Source organism: Kitasatospora sp. NPDC093550 (assembly GCF_044764985.1).
Classification (GTDB): Bacteria; Actinomycetota; Actinomycetes; order Streptomycetales; family Streptomycetaceae; genus Kitasatospora.
This window is the reverse complement of sequence record NZ_JBIWJF010000009.1, coordinates 106,547-129,228: the sequence shown is the minus strand read 5'-3', so window position 1 is coordinate 129,228 and position 22,682 is coordinate 106,547. Positions and strand designations below refer to the sequence as shown.

The following is a 22,682-nucleotide window of genomic DNA, read 5'->3' as shown; positions in this document are numbered from 1 at the left end:
CGGACGGGGGAGGTCTCAGGAGGCGACGAGGTCCTCGTCGTCGGCGCTCGGCGCGGTCGGGTCGGCCGGGCTCCGGCCGAACAGCCGGGTCCCGCCGGTACGGCCGCGGTGGGAGAGGCGGCGGACGGCGAAGTCGCCGATCAGCTGGACGGCGGTGACGATGAGCACCAGCTCGGCCACGATGACCCACATGAAGGCCGTCTCGAAGCGCTGGTAGCCGTAGTTGACGGCGAGGGTGCCGAGGCCGCCGCCGCCGACCGTGCCGGCCATCGCGGAGTAGCTGACCAGGGTGATGACCGTGGTCGTGATGGAGGCCACGATGCCGGGCAGCGCCTCGGGCAGCAGGGTCTTGCGGACGATCGTCCAGGTGCTGCCGCCCATCGACTGGACCGCCTCGACCAGGCCGCGGTCGACCTCGCGGACGGAGGTCTCGACCAGGCGGGCGAAGAACGGGATGGCGCCGATGGTCAGCGGCACGGTCGCGGCCTGCCAGCCGATCGAGGTGCCGACGAGCCAGCGGGTGAAGGAGATCAGCGCGATCATCAGGATGATGAACGGCACCGAGCGGGCGATGTTCACCACGAAGCCGATGGTCTTGTTGACCGCCTGGTTGGCCAGCAGGCCGCCCTTGTCGGTGAGCACCAGCAGCACGCCCAGCGGCAGGCCGAGCAGCACGGTGACGACCGTGGACACCCCGACCATCTGGAAGGTCTCCTGCGTGGCGGGCCCCATCAGGGCCCACATCTGGTCCCAGGTCATGCCACCGCTCCGTTCGCCGCGCCGACCACGTCCACCTGCAGGCCCTGCTCGCGCAGGTAGCCGATCGGCACCACGTTGTCCTGGTGGCCGCCGGACAGCTCGACCCGCATCCGGCCGACCATCCGGCCGGCGATGGTCTCCACGGCGGCGCCGAGGATGTTGATGTCGATCTGGTAGGTGCGGGCCAGCTGGGAGACGAACGGCTGAGCCGAGGTGTCGCCCTGGAAGGTGATCTCCAGCACGGTGGAGCCGGGCTGCCCGGTGCCGAACTCGCTGAGCGGGAAGAGCTCGCGGGCCAGCTCGGAGCCGGGCTTCGCCAGCAGGTCGGTGAGCTCGCCGGACTCGACCACCCGGCCGCCGCGCATCAGGGCGGCGGAGTCGCAGACGGACTTGATGACGTCCATCTCGTGGGTGATCAGCAGGACGGTCAGACCGAGCTGCTGGTTGAGTTCGCGCAGCAGCTTGAGGATCGAGCGGGTGGTCTCCGGGTCGAGCGCCGAGGTGGCCTCGTCGGAGAGCAGCACCTTGGGGTCGCCGGACAGGGCGCGGGCGATGCCCACGCGCTGCTTCTGGCCGCCGGAGAGCTGGTTGGGGTAGCTGCGGGCCTTGTCGCCGAGGCCGACCAGGTCGAGCAGTTCGGCGGCCTTGCGGCGGCGCTGGGTGCGGTCCAGGCCGATGATCTCCAGCGGCAGCTCGACGTTCTGCTGCACGGTCCGCGAGGAGAGCAGGTTGAAGTGCTGGAAGACCATGCCGATCCGGCGGCGCGCCTCGCGCAGTTCCCGTCCCGCGCGGTTCTCGCCGCCGGACAGCGCGGTGAGCTCGACCCCGTCCACGATGACGGTGCCGGAGCTCGGGCGCTCCAGCATGTTCACGCAGCGGATGAGGGTGGACTTGCCGGCGCCGCTGGTGCCGACGACTCCGTAGACCTCGCCCGGGCGGACGTGCAGGTCGACGCCGGCGAGGGCGGTCACCTCGCGGCCTCGGGAGCGGTAGACCTTCGTGAGGTCCGTGGTGGTGATCACAGCAGCTTCCGTGGGTCGGGGGCGGGCGGCGTGGGTCGACCGCCCGACCGGGTTGCGGTCGGCGGCTCCTTACGGCGCTGCGCCAGGGGGATCCGGACCTGCCACCCCTTGATCGTGGCCGCTGGGCGGCCGGGCCGCGCGACGGCGTGGCCCTTACGAGTCACCGGCGCCCGCGGGCGGGCACGGCAAGGGGAGGGGTACGGAGAGGAAGGGCGCGCTCGCACGGACGGGAGCGGCGCCGGAGTCTCGCTTCGGGGCGCGAGGGGGAGGCACCCGCGGAGGGGTGCCGGGGGCGGTGGCCCTCAGCAGTGACACATTCGACGACACATGGCACGCTCACCTGCCGGCAGCGTGCCGGTGGGGGTCCAGTTCGTCGTCGCAGTCATGTGAGCCAGTAAAACAGATGGGTCCGAAACCGCCCAATTGTTTGACGCCGACGTCCGCAATGCGGACACCTAGAGCCCTGACCAGGGCGGATACCACTCGGCGCCGCCACCGGATCGTCCGGATGGTGGCGGCGCCGAGAAGGCGGGCGAGAGGCGGCGGGCTCAGGCCGTCGCGGCGAGGGGCGTGGCGGCGGAGGGGTCGGCGGCCTTCTCCAGGTGGACGAAGCTGAGCCGGCCGTTGACCTGTTCGACCCTGGTCTGCCGGTAGCCCTGGCGGGCGTACAGGCGCAGGTTCCCGAGGCTGCGGTGGCCGGTGAACAGACGGTAGGCGGACACCGGTCCGGCCTCCGCGAGCCGGCGCTCCAGCGCGTCCAGCAGACGGCCGCCGAGGCCGTGGCGCTGCATCCGCGGGTGGACGACCAGACGCTCTATCCGGCCGACACCGTCGGCGCCCACCCGGCCGCGGACCGTGCCGACCACCTCGTCGCCCAGCCGGGCGACCAGGAAGTGCTGCTCGGCCAGTTCGGCGCGCAGGCTCTCCAGGCTCTGTGTCAGGGGCTCGATCGCCCAGTCGCCGTACAGCTCGGCCTCGGGCTGGTAGCCGAGGTACTGGAGCTTGAGGATCTGCTCCGCGTCCTCGGCCGCCGCGGCCGAGATGATCACGCTCATGCCCATGTGGAGGGGCCTCCCCAGTCGTCGTGCCCGGCGCGCAGAGGGTGACGCGCTCACGCTCAGTATCCGAGCGATCGCGCCACCGTCAAGGTTCGCGTTCGCCAGCGCTCTACCCGGGTGTCAGCTCCCCTCAACCTTCGCGGGGCCGGACGTGGCGAGGGTCACGCCCGGGCGGGGAGGGGCGCGGGGGTCCGGACGGGCCCCGGCGCCTCAGGGGTAGCGCTCGGCGTGCAACAGGGTGCGCAGGCAGGCGAGGCAGCGGGAGCGGGTGGGGCCGATGGAGCCGCGCGGCATGCCGAGCCGCTCGGAGAGCTCGCGGTAGGTCGGCGGTGGATCCTCGGCGAGGGCGGCGATCAGTTGCGGGCAGCGGCCGGGCAGGGCGGCGACGGTCTCGCGGATCGCCCGGCGGCGGCATTCGGCGAGGTAGACGTCCTCGGCGGAGGGGACGGGCGGAAGGGTTGTGCACACACCGTGCATGACGTTCCGGGGCGGGGCCGGTTACGCCCGGGCCGGGGCGCGGACGCCGGAGGGGCGCGCCGGTCGGACCGCCGCGCCCCTCCCCCGTCGACCTCCGGTCGGGTCAGCCCCGGATCCACTCCTGCTGCCGCGCCAGGTCCGCCTTGACCTCGGCGAGCTGGACCGCGACCGCGGAGGGGGCGGTGCCGCCCCGGCCGTTGCGGGAGGCGATGGCACCGTGCACGCTCAGCACCGACCGCACGTCGGGCGTCAGGTGCCCGGAGATCGCGGCGAACTGCTCGTCCGTCAGGTCGGACAGCTCGATGCCCTCGGCCTCGCAGACCTTGACGCAGGCGCCGGCCACCTCGTGCGCGACCCGGAACGGCACGCCCTGCTTGACCAGCCACTCGGCGATGTCGGTGGCGAGCGAGAAGCCCGCGGGGGCGAGCTCCTCCAGCCGCTCCCGGTGCACGGTGAGGGTGGCCATCATCCCGGTGAACGCGGGCAGCAGCACCTCCAGGGTGTCGCAGGAGTCGAAGACCGGCTCCTTGTCCTCCTGGAGGTCCCGGTTGTAGGCCAGCGGCAGGGCCTTGAGGGTGGCCAGCAGGCCGGTCAGGTTGCCGATCAGGCGGCCGGACTTGCCGCGGGCGAGCTCGGCGATGTCCGGGTTCTTCTTCTGCGGCATGATCGAGGAGCCGGTGGAGAAGGCGTCGTGCAGCGTGATGAAGCCGAACTCCTTGGTGTTCCAGATGATCACCTCCTCCGCGATCCGGGAGAGGTTGATCCCGATCATCGCGGTCACGAAGGCGAACTCGGCGACGAAGTCGCGCGAGGCGGTGCCGTCGATGGAGTTGCCGACCGAGCCGCCCTCGAAGCCGAGGTCGGCGGCGACGGCCTGCGGGTCGAGGCCGAGCGAGGAGCCGGCCAGCGCCCCGGAGCCGTACGGCGAGACGGCGGTGCGGGCGTCCCACTGGCGCAGCCGCTCGGCGTCCCGGCCGAGGGCCTGCACGTGCGCGAGGACGTGGTGGGCGAAGAGCACGGGCTGGGCGTGCTGGAGGTGGGTGCGGCCCGGCATGGCGGTGTCGGGGTGCGCCTCGGCGAGGCCGACCAGGGCCTGCTGGAGGTCCAGGAGCAGCGCGCCGATGGTCTTCGCGTGGTCCCGCAGGTACATCCGGAACAGCGTGGCGATCTGGTCGTTGCGCGAGCGCCCGGCCCGCAGCTTGCCGCCGAGTTCGGCGCCGAGGCGCTCCAGCAGGCCGCGTTCCAGGGCGGTGTGGACGTCCTCGTCGGCGACGGTGCCGGTGAAGGTGCCCGCCTCGACGTCGGCGAGCAGCCGGTCGAGGCCGGCCAGCATGGCGGCCAGCTCGTCGTCGGACAGCAGGCCTGCCTTGTACAGGACCCGGGCGTGGGCCTTGGAGCCGGCGATGTCGTACGGCGCGAGGCGCCAGTCGAAGTGGACCGAGGCGGAGAGCTTGGCGAGGGCCTCGGAGGGGCCGTCGGCGAAGCGTGCACCCCAGAGTCGGACGTCGGCGGGCTGCTGGGCGGTCATCGCGTCGGGCTCCTTACAGCGGACTGGGCGTACAGGTTTGCGAGGATGGGCATAAGTATGCACCAAGCCGCATGAAACACCAAACCCCGGTCGGTGGGGGCTCCACCGACCGGGGTTTCCGGGACGTCCGGGCGCTACTGCGCCTTCGCCTGGGCGAGTTGCATGAGGTGGTCGGCGAGCGCCTGGCCGCCGGCCGGGTCACGGCTGATCAGCAGGACGGTGTCGTCGCCCGCGATGGTGCCGATGATCTCGAACACCTCCGCCTGGTCGATCGCCGAGGCCAGGAACTGGGCGGCGCCCGGCGGGGTGCGCAGCACCACCAGGTTGCCGGAGGCCGTCGCGGAGACCATCAGCTCGCCGGCCAGCCGGGCCATCCGGCCCTCGCTGGCCGACTCCCCCATCGGCGCGCGCGGCGTACGGTCACCGCCCTCGGCCGGGACGGCGTAGATCAGCGCGCCGTCCCGGTTGCGGATCTTGACCGCGCCCAGCTCGTCCAGGTCCCGGGAGAGGGTGGCCTGGGTGACCACGAGTCCGTCGTCGGCGAGCAGCTTGGCGAGCTGGCTCTGCGAACGCACAGGCTGGCGGGTGAGCAGGTCCACGATCCGCCGGTGGCGCGCGGTGCGGGTCTGCGGGACCTGCGGCGTCGGGCCGGCGGCGGAGGGGCCGGAGTGGGAAGCGGTCATGTGATTATTCTCCCGGACGACGGTCAACTCGCATCGGCCGGGGCGCTCTCGCGCACCGCCCGGAGGATGCCCGGCAGGGCCGCGAGGAAGGCGTCCGCCTCCTGCTCGGTCAGCACGAGCGGCGGCGCGAGCCGGACGGCGTCCGGGACGGCCGCGTTGACCAGGAAGCCGGCCTCCTGTGCGACGGCCTGGACCTGGGCCGAGACCGGCTCGGTGAGCACGATCCCGAGCAGCAGGCCCGCCCCGCGCACGTGCGAGACCAGCGGGTCGCCGATCGCCTCGACACCGTGCCGCAGCCGCTCGCCCAGCTTGCGGACGTGCTCCAGCAGCCCCTCGGACTCGATGGTGTCCAGCACCGCGAGCCCGGCCGCGGCGGCCACCGGGTTGCCGCCGAAGGTGGTGCCGTGCTGACCCGGGGTGAGCAGCTCGGCGGCCGGACCGAAGGCGAGGACGGCGCCCATCGGCAGGCCGCCGCCGAGCGCCTTGGCCAGCGTGACGACGTCCGGCTCCACGCCCTCGTGGGCCTGGTGGGCGTACCAGTGGCCGGTGCGGCCCACGCCGGTCTGGATCTCGTCCAGGACGAGCAGGGTGCCGGTGGCCCGGGTGATCTCGCGGGCGGCCCGGAGGTAGCCGTCCGGCAGCGGGATCGCGCCGTTCTCGCCCTGGACGGGCTCCAGGAAGACGGCGGCGGTCTCGGTGGTGACGGCGGCGCGCAGCGCCTCGACGTCGCCGAAGGGGACGTGGGTGACGTCACCGGGCAGCGGGCGGAACGGGTCCTGCTTGGCGGGCTGGCCGGTGAGCGCGAGGGCGCCCATGGTCCGGCCGTGGAAGCCGCCCTGGAGGGCGACCAGGTGGGTGCGGCCGGTCCGCCGGCTGATCTTGAAGGCGGCCTCGTTGGCCTCGGCGCCGGAGTTGCAGAAGAACACCCGGCCGCCCGGCCGGCCGTCCAGCCGCAGCAGCCGCTCGGCGAGGGCGATGGTGGGCTCGGCCATGAACAGGTTGGAGACGTGGCCGAGGGTGGCGATCTGCCGGGTGACGGCCTCGACCACGGCCGGGTGGGCGGTGCCGAGGGCGTTGACGGCGATGCCGCCGAGCAGGTCGGTGTACTCCTTGCCGTCGGCGTCCCAGAGCTTGCTGCCCTCGCCGCGGACCAGCGGGATCCGGGGGGTGCCGTAGTTGTCGGTGAAGGTGTGCTGCCACCGCTCGGCGAGCTGTTCGTTGTGCGTCGGGCCGGAAGCGCCGGTCGGGCCCGACGAGCCCGTCGGGCCGGTCGAGCCGGAAGTGCCAGTCACGCCAGTCATGCCAGTCCCCCGGTCACGGTCGGTTCGTCGTCCGGCACGACCATCGTGCCGATGCCCTCGTCGGTGAAGATCTCCAGCAGCAGGCTGTGCGGCACCCGGCCGTCCAGGACGCGGGCGGTGCCCACGCCGGAGCGGACGGCGCGCAGGCAGCCCTCCATCTTGGGGAGCATGCCGGTGGCCAGGCCGGGCAGCAGCTCCTCCAGCTCGCTCGCGTTGAGCTGGCTGATCACGTCGTCGGAGTTCGGCCAGTCCTTGTAGAGGCCCTCGACGTCGGTGAGGATCACCAGCATCTCGGCGCCGAGCGCGACCGCGAGGGCGGAGGCGGCGGTGTCGGCGTTGATGTTGTAGACGTGGCCGTCGGTGCCGCGGGCGATCGAGGAGACGACCGGGATCCGGCCGTCGGCGATCAGCGCCTTCACCGCACCGGCCTCGATGTTGACGATGTCGCCGACCAGGCCGATGTCCACCTGCTCGCCGTCCACCACCGCGTAGCGCTTGACCGCCGTCATGGTGTGGGCGTCCTCGCCGGTCATGCCGACGGCGAACGGGCCGTGCGCGTTGAGCAGACCGACCAGTTCGCGCTGCACCTGGCCGGCCAGCACCATCCGGACCACGTCCATGGTCTCGGGCGTGGTGACCCGCAGGCCGTTGGTGAAGCTGGACTCCAGCCCCAGCTTGTCCAGTTGGGCGCTGATCTGCGGGCCGCCGCCGTGCACCACGACGGGGTGCAGGCCGGCGTAGCGGAGGAAGACGACGTCCTGGGCGAAGGCCGCCTTGAGCTCGTCGTCGACCATGGCGTTGCCGCCGAACTTGATCACGACCGTCTTGCCGTGGAAGCGCTCCAGCCAGGGCAGCGCCTCGATCAGCGTCATGGCCTTGGGCAACGCGGTGTTGTTGCGGGCCTGTTCGCCCTTGGGTGCGATCTGCACGGGATTCCCTCGTCGATGGGGGTCCCCCCGGCCGGAGCCGGGGGGAGGATGTCGCGGACCGGTGCCGCGGCGGCTCGGTGGTGTGCCGCGGGTCAGGATGGCGCGGACGAAGTGACGTGGATCAGGTCGAGTAGGCGCTGTTCTCGTGAACGTAGTCGGCGGTCAGGTCGTTGGTCCACAGCGTGGCGCTCGCCGTACCGGCGTTGAGGTTCGCGGTGATCACGACGTCGCGGGCCTTCATGTCCACCAGGTCGCGGTCCTCGCCGACGCCGCCGTCCTTGCAGACCCAGACGCCGTTGATGGCGACGTCCAGCCGGTTCGGGTCGAAGGCGGCGGAGGTGGTGCCGATCGCGGCCAGCACCCGGCCCCAGTTGGGGTCCTCGCCGTGGATGGCGCACTTGAGCAGGTTGTTGCGGCCGATCGTCCGGGCGACGTCGACCGCCTCGTCCTCGGTGGCGGCGCCGGTGACGTCGATCCGGATGTCCTTGCTCGCGCCCTCGGCGTCGCCGATCAGCTGCCGGGCCAGGTCGGCGCTGACCGCGCGGACCGCCTCGGCGAACTCGGCCTCGTCCGGGGTGATGCCGGTGGCACCGGAGGCGAGCAGCAGCACGGTGTCGTTGGTCGACATGCAGCCGTCGGAGTCGATCCGGTCGAAGGTGGTGCGGGTGGCGCCGCGCAGGGCGGCGTCCAGGCCGGCGCCGTCCACGACGGCGTCGGTGGTGAGCACGACCAGCATGGTGGCCAGGCTCGGGGCGAGCATGCCCGCGCCCTTGGCCATGCCGCCGACCGTCCAGCCGGCCGGGCTGGTGACCTGGGCGGTCTTGTGCACGGTGTCGGTGGTCTTGATGGCGATCGCGGCGGCTTCGCCGCCCGTCCCGCTGAGCTCCCCGGCGGCCAGGGCGACGCCGGGCAGCAGGAGGTCCATTGGCAGCCGGACGCCGATCAGGCCGGTGGAGGCGACGGCGACCTCGCCCGCGTTGAGCCCCAGCTCCTCGGCCGCCTTCTCCGCGGTGGCATGGGTGTCCTGGAAGCCGAGCGGGCCGGTGCAGGCGTTGGCGCCACCGGAGTTGAGGACGACGGCGGAGACCAGGCCGCCCTTGAGGACCTGCTCGGACCAGAGCACCGGCGCGGCCTTGACCCGGTTGGCGGTGAAGACGCCGGCCGCGGCGAGCGAGGGACCGTCGTTGACCACCAGGGCGAGGTCCGGCGCACCGGAGGCCTTGAGGCCGGCCGTGACGCCGGCGGCGCGGAAGCCCTTGGCCGCCGTCACGCCCACGTTGGTGCTGCTGTTGCTCACGGTGCGACTCCGTTCACGGGAAGGCCCATCTCCTCGGGCAGGCCGAGCGCGATGTTCATGCTCTGCACCGCGCCGCCGGCGGTGCCCTTGACCAGGTTGTCGATCGCGCTGATCGCGATGATCCGCCCGGCGGTGGCGTCCAGGGCGACCTGGACCAGGGCGGTGTTGGCGCCGTAGACGCTGCTGGTCTGCGGCCACTGCCCCTCGGGCAGCAGGTGGACGAAGGGCTCGTCCGCGAAGGCCTCGCCGTAGGCGGCGCGCAGGCTCTCGGCGGTCACGCCGGGCTTGGCCTTGGCCGAGCAGGTGGCGAGGATGCCGCGCGGCATCGGGACGAGGGTGGGGGTGAAGGAGACGGTGACCGGCTCACCGGCGAGCGGCGTGAGGTTCTGCGCCATCTCGGGGGTGTGCCGGTGGACGCCGCCGACGCCGTACGGGCTGACGCTGCCCATCACCTCGCTGCCCAGCAGGTGCGGCTTGGCGACCTTGCCCGCGCCGGAGGTGCCGGAGGCGGCGACCACCACGGCCTCCGGCTCGGCGAGCCCGGCCGCGTACGCGGGGAACAGCGCCAGCGAGACGGCCGTCGGGTAGCAGCCGGGCACGGCGATCCGGTTGGTGCCCTTCAACGCGGCTCGGTGGCCGGGCAGTTCGGGCAGGCCGTAGGGCCAGGTGCCGGCGTGCGCGGAGCCGTAGAACTGCTCCCAGTCGGCGGCGGCCTTGAGCCGGAAGTCGGCTCCGCAGTCGACCACCAGGACGTTCTGGCCGAGCGCCTCGGCGACGGCGGCGGACTGGCCGTGCGGCAGCGCCAGGAAGACCACGTCGTGGTCGGCCAGCACCTCGGGGGTGGTGGGTTCGAGGACGCGGTCGGCGAGCGGGATCAGGTGCGGCTGCAGCGCGCCCAGCTTGGTGCCCGCGTTCGAGCCGCCGGTCAGGGCCCCGATCTCCACCTCCGGGTGGCCGAGCAGCAGGCGCAGCACCTCACCGCCCGCGTACCCGCTCGCGCCGGCGACGGCGACTCGCAATGCCATGGCGTTCCTCCTTCGTCGTGGCATGAATATACGCGCGGAGGAAAATCCATGCAAGGAGTCTCTGGCAGAACCCCGCCCGGACCCGGCCGCGGCGGCCGGTTCCGGCGGGGTCCGCTCAGCGCTTGACGGCGCGCAGCACCACGAACTTGGGGTTCCCGGCCACGAGTTGGCAGTTGCCGAAGAGACGGCGCAGCTTGACGTGGTAGCCGAGATGACGGTTGCCGACCACCCAGAGTTCACCGCCGGGCCGCAGGGCCCGCTTGGAACCGGTGAACATCCGCCACGCGGTGGCGTCGGTGGTCGCCTGGTGGGAGTGGAACGGCGGGTTGTTGAGCACCAGGTCCACCGATCCGGGGGCGATCGCCTCCGCCGCGAGCGCGTCGGCGGTCAGGAACCGCGCCGGGGCGTCCGGGCCCAGGTTGGTGCGGAAGGTCTCCTCGGCGGAGGCCACCGCCTGGTGCGACTCGTCCACGAAGACCACCTCCGCGCCCGGCCCGGCCAGCGCGGCGGCCGTCCCGACCACGCCGTTGCCGCAGCCGAGGTCCACCACCCGGGCACCCGGGGCGGGCACGGGCAGGTGGGCGAGGAAGAAGCGGGTGCCGATGTCGAGCCGCTCGGCGCAGAAGGTGCCCGCGTGGTTGACCACCGTACGGCCGGCCGCCGGGCCGATGTCCGGGGGCAGCGCGTAGCGGTGCGGCCACGGGCTGGGCCCGGGGTCGAGCCCCGGGTCGGGGGTGCAGAAGACCAGCCGGGCCTTGCGGACGGCGAGCGAGGTGCGGGTCGGGCCGAGGATCCGCTCGAAGAGCCGGAGGGTGGAGGTGTGGATCTCGGTGACCATGCCGGTGCCGATCACCACGGTGCCCTCGTGGACCGCCGGGGCGAGCCGGTGCAGCTGGTCCTCCAGCAGGGCCAGGCTCTTGGGGACGCGCACCAGCAGCACGTCGATCCGCTCCGGCGGGGTGTCCCGGGTGGTCAGCAGCAGGCCGTCCTCGACGACGGCGCCGGCCCGCGCCAGGTTGGCCCGGGTGGCCTGCCGGCCGAGGTGGGAGTCGGAGATCTGGACCGGGCGGTGCTCGGCGAGTGCGGTGGTCAGCGCGCCCCAGCGGTCGCCGAGCACGGCGATCCGGCGGCCGGCCAGCGCGGTCGCGGCCCCGGCGGCGCTGTCCGCCTCGCCCGCGAGGTGGCGCAGCAGGTACTCGTCGGCGGCGTCCCAGGCCCGCAGCCGCTCGCGCGGGTCCTCGGGGAAGCGGGTGAGGTCGAGGGTGCCCCACGGGGTGGCCAGCGTGGTGGCCGGCGGGGTAGCGGCGGGCGTGGTCTGGGGATTCATCGTGTTCTCAGGCTATCGGACGGCCGCCGGGGAACAGTTTTGGAGGAAGGCCGCCGGACGGATACTGGAAGGGCCCGACCGAGAGGGGTGAGGGCGATGGACTGGAAGCTCGAAGTCGTGGTGGTCCCGGTGTCCGACGTGGACCGCGCGAAGCTCTTCTACGAGGAGCAGGCCGGCTTCACGGTGGACCACGACACCCGCCTGCGGGACGGGGTCAGGGTGGTCCAGCTGACTCCCCCGGGCTCGCCCTGTTCGATCGTGGTGGGCACGGGAGTGATCGACTCACCGCCCGGCTCGGTCAAGGGCCTCCAGCTGGTGGTGGCCGACATCGAGAAGGCGCACGCCGAACTGGTGGCGCGCGGCGTGCAGGTCAGCCCGGTCCAGCACTTCGTGGCCGGCTCCCGGGTGGACGGGCACGGCGAGGCCTGGAACAACTTCGTGTTCTTCAACGACCCGGACGGCAACGGCTGGGCGGTCCAGGAGGCGCCGACCGCGGCGTGACGCCGGGGTCGAGCGCGCGGTCACGCGCTCGGGGCCAAGCGCTCGGGCCAGGACGCTCGGGCTCGGACGCCCGGGTCCGGACCCGAGCGTCCGGCGCTTGGGTAGGCTCCGAGGATGGCTGAACACGAGGGAAGCGTGCGGGTGGACAGCTGGATCTGGTCGGTCCGGCTGGTCAAGACACGGGCGCTGGCGGCGGCCGCCTGCCGCGCCGGGCACGTCCGGGTGAACGGCGAGCGGGCCAAGCCCGCGCAGGCGCTGAGGGTCGGGGACGAGGTCCGGGTCCGCGAGGAGAACTTCGAGCGGGTCGTGGTGGTGCAGAAGCTGATCCGCAAGCGGGTCGGCGCGGCCGAGGCGGCGCCGTGCCTGGTCGACAACAGCCCGCCGCGGCCGCCGCGGGAGTTCGTCGCGGCGGCCGGGCAGCGGGACCGCGGGACCGGGCGCCCGACCAAGCGGGAGCGCCGCGACCTGGACCAGCTGCGCGGCCACTGAGGGCCGGCCGCGGCGGGCGCCTCGGGCGGGCGGCGGCGCGGGCCTCAGGCGGAGACGGCCGCGCGGGCCTCAGGCGGAGACGGCGGTGTCGGTGAGCACCCGGTCGAGGAAGGCGGCGAGGTTGCCCGTCGTCCGGGCGATCTGCTCCTCCAGCGGCAGCGACTCGTCGGGCCGGGTGACCAGGGTGGACTTCTTCAGCCCGCGCACGTAGAGCGAGCAGGCGAGGTCGGCGCAGATGTACGTCCCCACCGTGTTGCCCTCGCGCCCGGCCGCGCCGGCCCGGCGGGCGGCGAGCAGCGCGACGCCGGTGCCGGCGTGCGTGGTGATGCACAGCGAGCAGACGTTGCTCTTGGTCAGGCTGCGTCGGACCGTCGGCACCCGCAGGGTGACGCCGACCGGCTCGCCGCCGTGCCGCGCCACCAGGTACGCCCGGTCGGGCGCGCCCTGGTCCCGCCAGCCGAGGAAGTCCAGGTTCTCCCAGGGCAGTTCGGCCAGACCCCGGGGCAGGTTGAGCCGACGGGCCTCGCCCTTGGAGCAGTTGACGAAGGACGCGCGGATCTCGTTCTCACTCAGGGGTTCCATGCCGCGGAAGCTAACACCGCCGCGCGCGCCCTGTCGCCTCAATTTCCCCCGATCCTCCCGGTACGTACGGGGTGTTCGGCCTGGATCGCTAGCCGCCGCGGAGCTTCCTCGCCGATCCGGGTGAGCAGGTCGTCCAGGGCGAGGAAGGCCTCCCAGCGCTCCCGGCCGGTGGCCTCGGCGAGCCGGTCGACCACGCGGTCCTCCAAGTCCCGGACCCGCTTGTTCTTCCAGGCCTTGTCGGCCAGGCTGACCAGCAGTTCCTCGACGGTGACGCCGGGACCGCCCCAGCTCGCGTGGCTGCGGGCGAAGCGGGCGAGCCGCTCCGGGACGCCTCGGGCCAGCAGCAGGGCGTGGCCGGCGGCCTCGTGCGCGGAGCCGGGCGCCGAGAGCTCCTCGGGGTGGACCGTCTTGCCGATGTCGTGGGTGGCCGCGCCGTACCGGACGGCTTCGCGGTCGAACTCCAGCCCTTCGCGGGCGCAGAAGTCGGCGATCTCCTCGGCGACCTCGTGCACCAGCGCGAGGTGGGCGACGAGTCGGGGCGGGGCGTCGACGGCCCGCAACAGGTCGGCGACGCCGGGCGGCAGCGGTGGGAGGGCGGTGGTCACGCCGCACGGTACCGGGGCCGGTGAAGGGCTGTCAGTGGGGGTGCGTAGGCTGCGATGGCCCGGTCCCGGCGCAGGAGGGAGGCGCCGGGACGGGGCTGCGGCCGTCGTGCGCGGCTCGGCGGGCCGTGCCCGGGTGGCGGGCCGTTCCTCGCCCGGCTACTTCTTGAACGCGACGCCCGCGTAGGCGGAGACGTCCTGCCAGCCCTCGGGCAGTTCACTGGTGGGCACGTGGCCCGCGGTCGGGCGCCAGAGCGGCAGCTGGACGAGCCCGGGGCCGACGAACTCGAAGTCGCCGAAGAAGGGTTCGACGTCGGCCCGGGGGCGCAGGACCAGCGGGGCGCTGGCGCTCCGGTAGATCCGGGTGCCCTCGGCGGCGCTCTCCCGGGAGGCGAAGTCCGGGCTGCCGTGCGAGAGGATCAGGGCGCTGCCGGGGGCGAGCGCGTCGCGCAGGGTGCGGACGATCCGCTCCGCGCCGTCCTCGTCGCGGATGAAGTGCAGGACGGCGACCAGCATCAGCGCGACCGGCTGGGAGAGGTCGACGGCGGCGGCCAGCGCGGGGTGGGCGAGGATCGCCTCCGGGTCGCGCAGGTCGGCCTCGATCACCGAGGTGTGCCCGGCCGGGTGGCTCGCCAGCAGGGCGCGGGCGTGGGTGGCGACGATCGGGTCGTTGTCCAGGTAGACCACGCGGGCGTCCGGGGCGACGCGCTGGGCGACCTCGCTGGTGGAGCCGACCGCCGGGATGCCGGTGCCGATGTCGACGAACTGGCGGATGCCCCGGCCGGCGGCGAACTCCACGGCGCGGCCGAGGAACTGCCGGTTGGTGCGGGCCAGCAGCGGCAGCGCGGGGTAGGCGGCTATCGCGGCCTGCGCGGCCTTGCGGTCGGCCTCGAAGTTGTCCTTGCCGCCCAGGTAGTAGTCGTACATCCGGGCCGTGTGCGGGATGCCGGTGTCCAGCTCGCTCGGCGGCTGCCAGTCGTCCGCTCTGGCCCAGTGCCAGTCGGTGCCGGTCGCCTGGCCGCTGGCCGTGGTGTCCTCGTGCATCCTGTTCCGCCCCCAATGCGCAATGCCGGAATTGTGCGACCGCCTGTCAACACGCGGTGCGCGGTGATCGTATCCAACGACACGCCGCGGAAACAGCGGGAGTTCAGGATTACGCAACGCCCGTAGATCGAATGTGTGCACGTCAAAGGCGCTACGTTCCGGCCGCACCGGATCGCCCGCCGGGGCCGCCCTCTCTATGCTGGCTGCCGATGACTGCCGACCGCCGCACCGTACTGCGCACCGCCGCCCGTCTGGCCGCCCTCACCGCCACCGGCGGCCTCCTCACCGCCTGCGGCACCGGCGCCCCCCGCCGGGCCGACCCCGGGGCGCTGGCCGCACACCCCGGCACCGTGGACCCGCAGCACGTCACCGACCCCGCCTGGAACGGCGGCGAGGGCCCGGCGTCCCCCGCCCCGACCACCCCGGCCGAGGCGCAGCCCACCCCCGAGGCCACCGCGGCCGCCGCCCAGACCTCCGCCCCACCGACCCCGCCCGCGCTGCCCCCGCTCGCGCCCGGCACCCCGGTCGAGGTCGTGTACGGGGCGCGCACCGGCAAGAACGTGGCGCTCACCTTCCACGGCAGCGGCGACCCGAAGCTGGCGACCGCGCTGTTGGAGACCGCCGAGCAGCGCGGCGCCAAACTGACCGTGATGGTCGTCGGCAGCTGGCTCGACCAGCAGCCGCAGATGGCCCGCCGGATCCTGGACGGCGGCCACGAACTGGGCAACCACACCCAGAACCACCTCAACATCTCCGCCATGACCCCGGACCAGGCACGCGCCGAGATCGCCCAGTGCGCCGAGCGGCTGCAGCGGCTGACCGGCTCGATCGGCCGCTGGTTCCGCCCCTCCGCCGCGCAGTACGCGACCCCGATGGTGCGCGAGCAGGCCAGGGCCGTCGGCTACGAGCACGTGCTGTCCTTCGACGTCGACCCGCGCGACTACAGCGACCCCCCGGCCGCCGAACTGCAGCGCCGGGTGCTGAACTCGGTGCGCGGCGGCTCGGTGGTGGCCCTGCACATGGGCCACCAGTGCACGGTGGACGCGCTGCCCGCGATCCTGGACGGCCTCGCCAAGGCCGGACTCAAGCCGGTCACCGCCAGCCAGCTCTGCGCGTAGCGCGCACGGGGGAGGGCGGCGCGGGGACGGGACGGGGACGGCGGCGCGGGGGACGGGGCGCGGGACGGGGACGGAGGGCGCGGGACGGCCGGACCGGTCAGGCCATCGGATCGCCGTCCTTGTACGGGCGCAGCCGCAGCGTACGGGCGTCCGAGGCGCGGATCTCCTCGGCCCGGTCGACCAGTTCCGCCAGGTCGTCCCGTCCGGCGTGGAGGAACCGCCCGTGCAGCGCGTCGAAGCGGCCGCGGGCGGCGTCCACGGTGACCGCGACCATGTACGGGATGGAGCCCCAGGCCTTCATGTCCTTGAACATCGGCATCCCGGCGGTCATGTCGGTGGCCACCGCGCCCGGGCTGATGTCCAGGACGACGACGCCGTGCCGGGCGAGCGAGTCCGCGATGTTGTCGGAGAGCTGGAGCAGCGCGCCCTTGGAGGTGGCGTACGCGGTGTAGTCGCCGTCCGGGCGCAGCGCGAAGCCGGAGTTGAGGTTGATAACCCGGCCGGCGCGCCGGGCGACCATGCCGGGCAGGACGCAGCGCAGCAGGTTGTAGGGGCCGCGCAGGTTGGTCTCGATCACCTGCCACCACTGGTTGGCGTCGGTCTCCCAGATCGGCACCTCGGCGCGGTCGACCAGGCCGGCGTTGTTGACCAGCAGGTCGATCGGGCCGAGGTCGCGCTCGACCAGCCGGACGGCCTCGCGCACCGAGCCGGGGCGGGTGACGTCCGCGGTGACGGCCACGCCCCGGGAGCCGCGCTTGACGCACTCCTTGAGGGTGTCGGTCAGCGTCTCGTGGGTGCGGCCGACCAGGCCGACGGCCATCCCCTCGGCGGCCAGGCCGATGGCGATCTCCCGGCCGATGCCCCGGCCCGCGCCGGTGACCAGGGCGACCTGCCCTTCGAGCGATCCCGTCGACACGTCTGTGCTCCCTTCCCGTCCCCGGCCGTCCGCCGTCCGTCCCCGATCCGTGCGCCGACCGTCCCGGCGCTGTCCGCCGCGTCCGTCCCCGGCCCCCGTCTGCGGCATTCTGTCGGCCGCCGGGCGGCGCCGGCCCCGGGCACACGGACCGGGGGCGCCTCCTCACCCGTTCGGGGGATCCGGGCGCGGTGGCACTCCGCCGGGGAGGGGGTGACCTACCGGCCGGTACGGAGTAGTAACGTCGTCGGGGCGGTGACCGGTGCACCCAATGCCGGTACACCGACCCCGCTTGACCAGCAGCTCGCTGGGCCACCAGTCGCTGGGCGACCCCCAGCACCACCGAAGGGCAACTGAGTGAGTGACATCGCGCGCGTCGGAGTAGTCGGCTGCGGTCTGATGGGGTCGGGCATCGCCGAGGTCTTCGCCCGGGCCGGCCTGGACGTCCTGGTGTCGGAGGCCAGCGGTGAGGCGCTGGAGCTCGGCCGCACCCGGCTGACCAACTCCCTGGAGACGGCCGTCAAGCGCGGCAAGCTGTCCCCCGAGCAGCGGGACGAGGCGATGGCCCGGCTGTCCTTCACCGTCGACCTGTCCGACTTCGCCGACCGCGACCTCGTGGTCGAGGCCGTCGCCGAGCGCGAGGACATCAAGGTCAAGATCTTCGAGACCCTGGACCGGGTGATCGAGCGCCGCGACGCGATCCTCGCCTCCAACACCTCCTCGATCCCGATCGTGAAGCTGGCCGCCGCCACCTCCCGCCCGGAGCAGGTCATCGGCCTGCACTTCTTCAACCCGGCACCGGTGCAGAAGCTGGTCGAGGTCATCCCGACCCTGACCACCTCGGCGGCCACCACCGAGCGGGTCGAGGCCTTCGCCTCCCAGGTGCTCGCCAAGGAGCCGATCCGCGCCCGCGACCGGGCCGGCTTCGTGGTCAACGCGCTGCTGGTGCCGTACCTGCTGTCCGCGGTCCGGATGTTCGAGTCGGGCGTGGCCACCGCCTCCGACATCGACAAGGGCATGGAGGCCGGCTGCGCCCACCCGATGGGCCCGCTGCGGCTGTGCGACCTGATCGGCCTGGACACCATCGTCTCGATTGCCGAGTCGATGTACGACGAGTACAAGGAGCCGCTGTACGCCGCTCCCCCGCTGCTCTCCCGGATGGTCGACGCGGGCCTGCTGGGCCGCAAGTCCGGCCGCGGCTTCTACGACTACACCGCGAGCGCCTGACGCCTGCGCAGGAAGGGGGCTCCGGCCGGCACGGAACGGCCCGGGGGTGACGCAGCCGGCTCCCCGCCCCGCGTGGAGCCGGCCTCGCGCTACTTGACGCCGGCCGCCGCGCAGGCGTCCGCGTACTGCGGCGTGCAGATGTCGGAGGCCTTGTAGAGGCCGCCGCCGACCACCGTGACCTGCACCTTCGCCTTCGTCACCACGATCGGGGTGAGCAGCAGGGACGGGATGTGCAGCCCGCCGCTGTCGGTGACCGCGGTCGCCGTCGAGCTGATGTCCAGACCCTCGACCAGCTCGACGGCGATGGTGCCGGCCGCGTCCGCCTCGGGCTTGTACGGCTTGTAGATGGTGTAGGCCTGCTCGCCGGCGAGCACCCGGCGCACCGCGTCCATGGACGCGTCCTGACCGCCCACCGGCACGTTCTTGATGCCCGCCGCCTTCAGCGACTCGATGACGGCCGCGGCCATGCCGTCGTTGGCCGCGTAGACGGCCTGGATGCCGTCCTTGCCCAGGGTCTGGATGGCCTCGTTCATCTTCGCCGTGGCCACCTCCGGCTTCCACTCGCCGGACTGCTCGTAGGCGATCTTCTTGACCTTGCCGTCCAGCGCACGGTGCGCGCCCGCCTTGAACTGCGCCGCGTTGGGGTCGGATCCGGCACCGTTGATCATCACGACATTGGCCGAGGCGGCCTTCGGGCCGAGCGCGTCCAACAGGGTCTGGCCCTGGAGTTCACCGGTGCGCCCGTTGTCGAAGGAGACGTAGGCGGCGACCTTGCCGGCGGCCAGCCGGTCGTAGGCGACGACCTTCACGCCCTTGGCGGCGGCGGCCTCGACCCACGGGGCGGTGCCACTGGCGTTGACCGGGTCGAGCAGGATGACCTTGACGCCCTTGGCCAGCATGTCGTCGAACTGGCGCTTCTGGGTGCTCTCGTTCCCGTCCGCGTTGGCGTAGCTGATCGTGCACCTCGGGCAGAGGCTGGTGACCGTCTGCTGGATCAGCGGCCTGTCGAAGGCCTCGTAGCGGGTGGAGGAGGTGTTCTCCGGCAGAAGCAGACCGATGCTCCGTTCACTCCCACCGGCCCCCGGCTGCTGCGATGCGTGGGTCTGGCCGCAGGCCGCGAGGGTGAGCGAGAGCAACGCGGCGGCCGTGCCCGCGGCCGCGAGACGCATGGGTCTGTTCATGATCGGTGGTGCCTCCTGTACGCGCCGCGGCGTCGCGGCAGGGAAGGGAGTCAAGCGCCACCCGGCCCCTGCGTCAATAAGTGAAGGAGTCTTCGTTATTCTCCTGTCCGATTCGTTATGGAGCGAATGATCCGTGCGCATCGCCGCAGGTAGACCGCCGGGGGACTCCGGATCGGTGTCGACTCCTGAAGGAAGCGCGGAGCCGAAAGCCGACGGCGGGCGGCCCCGGGGAAAGGGGACGCCCGCCATGGGGACGGTGACGGCTCAGCTGTTGATGGCGTAGCTGTCGCCGTAGACCTTCCACTTCAGCGGCGGGTTGAGGTCGAAGTTCCCGGCCTTGAGGAAGACCAGCTGCTCGGTGTCCACCCGGCTGGTGTCGGAGTGCGCCTCCTCCTTCTTCATCACCACCTTGCGGGCGTCCAGGAAGGCCTTGAGGTAGGTGGCCTGGTCGCCGCCCTGGGCCGGGGTCTTGGCCTTCTTCATGGCCGCGGCGCGGATGCCGCCGAAGCTGTCCGAGCTGTTGCCCGGGCCGTGCATGACGATGGCGTCGTAGTAGACGAACTGGCCGAGCGCGCCCAGCCCGTCCTTCTTGCCCTGGCTGACGGCGGGGTTGAAGTAGACCCGGTCGCGCTCGTCGTTCTGGGCCTGCTGGAAGACGGTGTCCTTGGCGGCGGTGGCCCAGTCGCGCTCGAAGGCGGAGCCGAGGCCGGCGTGCGAGTCGGTGCCGTTGACCTTCTTCAGCGCGGGCAGGTACTTGGCGAGGATGTTGCCGGGCTTGAGGTCGGTGTAGTGCTGGACCAGCTCCAGCATGTCACCCGTGCCCGAACAGAAGCCGATGATGCCGGCGGTGTAGCCGCGGCCGTCCTTGATGTCCTCGATGTACTTGTACTGGGCCTTCCAGTCCAGCGAGGAGTTCTCCGCGCTGGACACCAGCTGCATCGCGATGTCCTTCTTGTGCGGGTCGTCCAGCCCGACCCCCGCGAGCCGGACGGCCGCGGCGGGGGCCGGAGCGGCCTGGGCCACCGAGGTGGCCGCGGCGGTGAGGGGCGCGGCCACCAGGGCGGCGGCGAGGGCTATCCGGAGGGCACGACGGGGCTGAGGGCGCATAGAACGCTCCGTTTCCTCGATGGGTTAGGAAACTTTCCTAACGAGAAGGAAACGCCGTCCGGCCGCACTCCCGCAAGGGTTTTGACGGAACCTCTTCAAGCCATCTGCGGAGCCGCAGGTCAGACCGCCCGGCGCCGGACCCACCAGACCGCCGCCGCGCACAGGGCCACGGCGAGCAGGGCCGTCCAGCCGAACTCGATGAACTGGAAGAGCCAGTAGCGGCTCTCCGGCTGGTAGGACTCGTGCAGCGCGTAGCCGCCCTCGCTCACCAGCTTCTGGGCTCCGTAGAAGTCGCCGCCCCGGTCGTACAGCTCGCTGAGGCCGAGCCGGTTCCCCGCCGGGTCGGTGACCCAGATGCCGCCCTCCCAGCGGTGGTCGAGCGAGGTCTGCGCGAGCGTGTGCACGGTGTCCTGGAGCGGTGCGCGGTAGTGGAACCGCAACGACTCGGCGACCAGGGTGGTCACCACCGAGGCCACCACGCCGACCCCCAGCGCCACCACCGTCCGCCGCAGCACCGCCCCCACGAGCGCGGACAGCGCGAAGACCAGCAATACCCGGCCGACCAGCGCGGGCGGGGCGCTGGTGAACACCAGGGGGGTGAACAAGCCCCCGCTCGCCGACATCGGCGCGATCCACCAGTTGAGCACGAACGCCGTCAGGGCCGTCGCAGCGGCCAGCACACCGCCGACGACCACCAGCCCTCCGACCGTCCAGCGGGCGCGCCCCGCCCCCTGGGTCCAGGCGAAGCGCACCGTGCCGTGTTCGAACTCCCGGGCCAGCAGCGGAGCGCCGACGAACGCCCCGAGGGCGCCGCCCAGGAAGTAGACCACGTTCCCGCCGAGCATCAGCTCGGTGCCGTACTCGCGCCGGAACTCCTTCCAGCGCTCGTTGCAGGTCCGCAGCGCCATGTCGCACCCGGCCGCGCCGGAGCGGTCGAGCCCCGCGTGGATGTAGTACCCGGTGACGGCCAGCACGACGAGCAGCGCGGCGAGGACGCCCAGCAGGGTCCGCAGCGCGGGCCGGTGGCGCAGCCCCGCCGCCCGCAGGACGGCGGAGCGGGGCGGGGCGAGGGTCAGGGAGCTCACGGCAGCGACACCTTCTCGTTCGGAGGGACGGCCCCGCGCGGGCCGGGGAGGGCGGAGGCGGTCGGCTCGCGCAGGTAGGCGAGCACCAACTCCTCCAGCCCGATGCGCTGTTGGCGCCAGCCCTCGGAGACCGGGGCGTCCACGCCGCCGGTGCGCACCAGCAGGTGGGACTGGGCTCCGGCCCGGCGGTCGCGGACCACCGGCAGCCGCCCGGCGACCCGGTCCGCGTCGGCGGTCGGGCCGGTCAGCATCCGGTGGCCGGCCAGCAGGTCGTCCACCTCCCCCGCGACCTGGACCCGGCCGCCACCGAGCACCACCAGGTAGTCGCAGCTCTGCTGCAGCTCGTTGACGGCGTGCGAGGAGAACACCACCGACAGGCCGTCCTCGGCCACGGCGGTCAGCAGCACGGCCATGAAGTCGTGCCGGGCGAGCGGGTCGAGGGCGGCCAACGGCTCGTCCAGTAGCAGGAGTTCGGGGCGCTTGGCGAGCGCGAGGGCGAGCGAGACCTGGGCCTGCTGGCCGCCGGAGAGGCGGCCGTACCGGCGGTCCTGCGGGATGCCGAGGCCGTCCAGGTGGGTCCGGGCCCGGGCCTCGTCCCAGCGACGGTTGAGGTGGCGGCCCATCGCGAGCAGGTCGCGTACGCGCACGCCCGGGTAGAGCGCGGCGTTCTGCCCGACGAAGCCGATCCGGTCCAACGCCCGGGGCGAGCCCGGCACTTGGTCGCCGAGGACGGTCAGCGCGCCCTCGCTGGGGAGGGTCAGTCCGGCGGCCAGGCTGAGCAGCGTGGTCTTGCCGGCGCCGTTCGGGCCGACCAGCGCCACCACGTGCCCGGCGGGGACGGCCAGTCGGCAGTCCCGCAGGGCCCAGGAGCGGCGGTAGCGCTTGCCGAGCCCGGCGCAGTCGATCGCCGTGTCCGCGGCCATCAGGCCACCACCCCGTCCCGGCCCTCACGCAGGTCGCGCAGCGCGTCCTCGAACACGGCGGTCATCCCCTCCTCGTCCAGCCCGGCGGTCCGCGCCGAGCGCATCCAGTCCAGCAACCCCCGCCGCAGCGCGGCCCGTTCGCGCAGCGGCACCACCCCGGCGGGCAGCCCCCGGACGAAGGTGCCCTGGCCGCGGCGGCCGACCGCGAGACCGCGGTGCTCCAGCTCGCGGTACGCCTTGAGCACGGTGTTCGGGTTGATCGCCAGCCCGGCGACCGCTTCGCGCACCCGGGGCAGCCGGTCCCCCTCCGTCAACCAGCCCATCCGCAGCGCCTGTTCGACCTGCTGCACGAGCTGCAGGTAGGTCGGGACGCCGGAGGCCGGGTCCAGGCGGAACTCGATCGGAGAGGGCCGGTCCTCGCCTTTATCTACTTCCATAGGTAAAGAGATAAGCCCCGAGCTGAGGCATCGTCAACCCAAGGAAAGGCAAAGGGCCCCGCCCCGG

Annotated in this window: 24 protein-coding genes; 4 read left to right on the top strand and 20 right to left on the bottom strand. The window is 73.0% G+C overall.

The features are described 5' to 3' along the window. Positions 1-15 precede the first annotated feature (15 nt). The 11 genes from ACIRD3_RS16790 to ACIRD3_RS16740 all read right to left on the bottom strand — a co-directional run bounded on the left by ACIRD3_RS16790 (position 16) and on the right by ACIRD3_RS16740 (position 11,406). Positions 16-759 carry a methionine ABC transporter permease gene (locus ACIRD3_RS16790; protein WP_402216635.1) on the bottom strand — a complete coding sequence of 248 codons (744 nt, stop codon included), beginning with the start codon at positions 757-759 and terminating at the stop codon, positions 16-18. Continuing rightward, complete coding sequence (locus tag ACIRD3_RS16785; protein ID WP_402216632.1) at positions 756-1,781, bottom strand: methionine ABC transporter ATP-binding protein; 1,026 nt, start codon at positions 1,779-1,781, stop codon at positions 756-758. Before ACIRD3_RS16785 ends, ACIRD3_RS16790 begins: the two co-directional genes overlap by 4 nt. Before the next feature lie 548 nt (positions 1,782-2,329). Beyond that, positions 2,330-2,842, bottom strand: a complete 513-nt coding sequence (locus tag ACIRD3_RS16780; RefSeq protein ID WP_402216630.1) for a GNAT family N-acetyltransferase — start codon at positions 2,840-2,842, stop codon at positions 2,330-2,332. Between the two features lie 207 nt (positions 2,843-3,049). Beyond that, on the bottom strand, positions 3,050-3,307 hold the full coding sequence (locus ACIRD3_RS16775; protein WP_402216627.1) for a hypothetical protein: 258 nt from the start codon (positions 3,305-3,307) through the stop codon (positions 3,050-3,052). A 112-nt stretch (positions 3,308-3,419) separates the two neighbouring features. Then, positions 3,420-4,844: an argininosuccinate lyase gene (gene argH / locus ACIRD3_RS16770; RefSeq protein WP_402216624.1), complete on the bottom strand. Its 1,425-nt coding sequence runs from the start codon at positions 4,842-4,844 to the stop codon at positions 3,420-3,422. A 134-nt stretch (positions 4,845-4,978) separates the two neighbouring features. Next, positions 4,979-5,527 (bottom strand): arginine repressor, encoded by a 549-nt coding sequence (locus ACIRD3_RS16765; protein ID WP_049652068.1) that lies wholly within the window; start codon positions 5,525-5,527, stop codon positions 4,979-4,981. A gap of 23 nt (positions 5,528-5,550) precedes the next feature. Beyond that, positions 5,551-6,828 (bottom strand): acetylornithine transaminase, encoded by a 1,278-nt coding sequence (locus ACIRD3_RS16760; protein ID WP_402216621.1) that lies wholly within the window; start codon positions 6,826-6,828, stop codon positions 5,551-5,553. Then, positions 6,825-7,700 (bottom strand): acetylglutamate kinase, encoded by an 876-nt coding sequence (argB, locus tag ACIRD3_RS16755; protein ID WP_402217058.1) that lies wholly within the window; start codon positions 7,698-7,700, stop codon positions 6,825-6,827. The genes ACIRD3_RS16760 and argB overlap by 4 nt, the downstream gene beginning before the upstream one ends. A 178-nt stretch (positions 7,701-7,878) precedes the next feature. Further along, on the bottom strand, positions 7,879-9,033 hold the full coding sequence (gene argJ / locus ACIRD3_RS16750; protein WP_402217055.1) for a bifunctional glutamate N-acetyltransferase/amino-acid acetyltransferase ArgJ: 1,155 nt from the start codon (positions 9,031-9,033) through the stop codon (positions 7,879-7,881). 17 nt (positions 9,034-9,050) lie between these two features. Further along, positions 9,051-10,079: an N-acetyl-gamma-glutamyl-phosphate reductase gene (argC, locus tag ACIRD3_RS16745; protein ID WP_402216618.1), complete on the bottom strand. Its 1,029-nt coding sequence runs from the start codon at positions 10,077-10,079 to the stop codon at positions 9,051-9,053. Between the two features lie 115 nt (positions 10,080-10,194). Next, a complete protein-coding gene (locus tag ACIRD3_RS16740) occupies positions 10,195-11,406 on the bottom strand; it encodes a methyltransferase (RefSeq protein ID WP_402216615.1) in 1,212 nt (403 codons plus the stop codon). Between the two features lie 96 nt (positions 11,407-11,502). Between ACIRD3_RS16740 and ACIRD3_RS16735 the strand changes: the two genes are divergently transcribed. Then, positions 11,503-11,907, top strand: a complete 405-nt coding sequence (locus tag ACIRD3_RS16735) for a VOC family protein (protein ID WP_402216612.1) — start codon at positions 11,503-11,505, stop codon at positions 11,905-11,907. Between the two features lie 114 nt (positions 11,908-12,021). Beyond that, positions 12,022-12,396: an RNA-binding S4 domain-containing protein gene (locus ACIRD3_RS16730; protein WP_402216610.1), complete on the top strand. Its 375-nt coding sequence runs from the start codon at positions 12,022-12,024 to the stop codon at positions 12,394-12,396. A 69-nt stretch (positions 12,397-12,465) separates the two neighbouring features. Here ACIRD3_RS16730 and ACIRD3_RS16725 read toward each other — a convergent pair whose 3' ends face one another. The 3 genes from ACIRD3_RS16725 to ACIRD3_RS16715 form a co-directional block, all read right to left on the bottom strand. After that, complete coding sequence (locus tag ACIRD3_RS16725) at positions 12,466-12,978, bottom strand: FBP domain-containing protein (protein WP_402216607.1); 513 nt, start codon at positions 12,976-12,978, stop codon at positions 12,466-12,468. A gap of 38 nt (positions 12,979-13,016) precedes the next feature. Next, positions 13,017-13,583 carry an HDIG domain-containing metalloprotein gene (locus ACIRD3_RS16720; protein WP_402216605.1) on the bottom strand — a complete coding sequence of 189 codons (567 nt, stop codon included), beginning with the start codon at positions 13,581-13,583 and terminating at the stop codon, positions 13,017-13,019. A 156-nt stretch (positions 13,584-13,739) separates the two neighbouring features. Beyond that, positions 13,740-14,624 (bottom strand): SAM-dependent methyltransferase, encoded by an 885-nt coding sequence (locus ACIRD3_RS16715; RefSeq protein WP_402216602.1) that lies wholly within the window; start codon positions 14,622-14,624, stop codon positions 13,740-13,742. Positions 14,625-14,833: 209 nt separating this feature from the next. On the opposite strand from ACIRD3_RS16715, the gene ACIRD3_RS16710 reads away from it, so the two are divergent. Beyond that, entirely contained in the window at positions 14,834-15,742 is a 909-nt protein-coding gene (locus tag ACIRD3_RS16710) for a polysaccharide deacetylase family protein (protein WP_402216600.1), read from the top strand. Between the two features lie 97 nt (positions 15,743-15,839). Here ACIRD3_RS16710 and ACIRD3_RS16705 read toward each other — a convergent pair whose 3' ends face one another. Continuing rightward, positions 15,840-16,658, bottom strand: coding sequence for an SDR family NAD(P)-dependent oxidoreductase (locus tag ACIRD3_RS16705; RefSeq protein ID WP_402216598.1), 819 nt, complete (start codon positions 16,656-16,658; stop codon positions 15,840-15,842). A 354-nt stretch (positions 16,659-17,012) separates the two neighbouring features. On the opposite strand from ACIRD3_RS16705, the gene ACIRD3_RS16700 reads away from it, so the two are divergent. Continuing rightward, positions 17,013-17,882 (top strand): 3-hydroxybutyryl-CoA dehydrogenase, encoded by an 870-nt coding sequence (locus tag ACIRD3_RS16700; RefSeq protein WP_402216595.1) that lies wholly within the window; start codon positions 17,013-17,015, stop codon positions 17,880-17,882. An 89-nt stretch (positions 17,883-17,971) separates the two neighbouring features. Here the strand turns inward: ACIRD3_RS16700 and ACIRD3_RS16695 are convergent, their stop codons facing one another. The 5 genes from ACIRD3_RS16695 to ACIRD3_RS16675 all read right to left on the bottom strand — a co-directional run bounded on the left by ACIRD3_RS16695 (position 17,972) and on the right by ACIRD3_RS16675 (position 22,615). Further along, positions 17,972-19,063, bottom strand: a complete 1,092-nt coding sequence (locus tag ACIRD3_RS16695) for a sugar ABC transporter substrate-binding protein (RefSeq protein WP_402216593.1) — start codon at positions 19,061-19,063, stop codon at positions 17,972-17,974. Positions 19,064-19,327: 264 nt separating this feature from the next. Next, positions 19,328-20,170 (bottom strand): chitosanase, encoded by an 843-nt coding sequence (locus tag ACIRD3_RS16690; protein ID WP_402216590.1) that lies wholly within the window; start codon positions 20,168-20,170, stop codon positions 19,328-19,330. 119 nt (positions 20,171-20,289) lie between these two features. Next, positions 20,290-21,255 carry an ABC transporter permease subunit gene (locus tag ACIRD3_RS16685; RefSeq protein WP_402216587.1) on the bottom strand — a complete coding sequence of 322 codons (966 nt, stop codon included), beginning with the start codon at positions 21,253-21,255 and terminating at the stop codon, positions 20,290-20,292. Then, the gene (locus tag ACIRD3_RS16680) at positions 21,252-22,178 is read right to left on the bottom strand and encodes an ATP-binding cassette domain-containing protein (RefSeq protein WP_402216584.1); all 927 of its coding nucleotides are present in this window, start codon (positions 22,176-22,178) and stop codon (positions 21,252-21,254) included. The genes ACIRD3_RS16685 and ACIRD3_RS16680 overlap by 4 nt, the downstream gene beginning before the upstream one ends. Beyond that, positions 22,178-22,615, bottom strand: coding sequence for a GntR family transcriptional regulator (locus ACIRD3_RS16675; protein ID WP_402216582.1), 438 nt, complete (start codon positions 22,613-22,615; stop codon positions 22,178-22,180). Before ACIRD3_RS16675 ends, ACIRD3_RS16680 begins: the two co-directional genes overlap by 1 nt. Positions 22,616-22,682: the final 67 nt, after the last annotated feature.

Coding starts and splice junctions, on each gene's coding strand:
- ACIRD3_RS16715 (WP_402216602.1), bottom strand. CDS start 14,624: ATGCACGAGGACACCACGGCCAGCGGCCAGGCGACCGGCACCGACTGG.
- ACIRD3_RS16740 (WP_402216615.1), bottom strand. CDS start 11,406: ATGAATCCCCAGACCACGCCCGCCGCTACCCCGCCGGCCACCACGCTG.
- ACIRD3_RS16690 (WP_402216590.1), bottom strand. CDS start 20,170: ATGCGCCCTCAGCCCCGTCGTGCCCTCCGGATAGCCCTCGCCGCCGCC.
- argB (WP_402217058.1), bottom strand. CDS start 7,700: ATGACGCTGATCGAGGCGCTGCCCTGGCTGGAGCGCTTCCACGGCAAG.
- ACIRD3_RS16765 (WP_049652068.1), bottom strand. CDS start 5,527: ATGACCGCTTCCCACTCCGGCCCCTCCGCCGCCGGCCCGACGCCGCAG.
- ACIRD3_RS16790 (WP_402216635.1), bottom strand. CDS start 759: ATGACCTGGGACCAGATGTGGGCCCTGATGGGGCCCGCCACGCAGGAG.
- argC (WP_402216618.1), bottom strand. CDS start 10,079: ATGGCATTGCGAGTCGCCGTCGCCGGCGCGAGCGGGTACGCGGGCGGT.
- argH (WP_402216624.1), bottom strand. CDS start 4,844: ATGACCGCCCAGCAGCCCGCCGACGTCCGACTCTGGGGTGCACGCTTC.
- ACIRD3_RS16780 (WP_402216630.1), bottom strand. CDS start 2,842: ATGGGCATGAGCGTGATCATCTCGGCCGCGGCGGCCGAGGACGCGGAG.
- ACIRD3_RS16680 (WP_402216584.1), bottom strand. CDS start 22,178: ATGGCCGCGGACACGGCGATCGACTGCGCCGGGCTCGGCAAGCGCTAC.
- ACIRD3_RS16725 (WP_402216607.1), bottom strand. CDS start 12,978: ATGGAACCCCTGAGTGAGAACGAGATCCGCGCGTCCTTCGTCAACTGC.
- ACIRD3_RS16695 (WP_402216593.1), bottom strand. CDS start 19,063: ATGAACAGACCCATGCGTCTCGCGGCCGCGGGCACGGCCGCCGCGTTG.
- ACIRD3_RS16730 (WP_402216610.1), top strand. CDS start 12,022: ATGGCTGAACACGAGGGAAGCGTGCGGGTGGACAGCTGGATCTGGTCG.
- ACIRD3_RS16710 (WP_402216600.1), top strand. CDS start 14,834: ATGACTGCCGACCGCCGCACCGTACTGCGCACCGCCGCCCGTCTGGCC.
- ACIRD3_RS16675 (WP_402216582.1), bottom strand. CDS start 22,615: ATGGAAGTAGATAAAGGCGAGGACCGGCCCTCTCCGATCGAGTTCCGC.
- ACIRD3_RS16760 (WP_402216621.1), bottom strand. CDS start 6,828: ATGACTGGCGTGACTGGCACTTCCGGCTCGACCGGCCCGACGGGCTCG.
- ACIRD3_RS16735 (WP_402216612.1), top strand. CDS start 11,503: ATGGACTGGAAGCTCGAAGTCGTGGTGGTCCCGGTGTCCGACGTGGAC.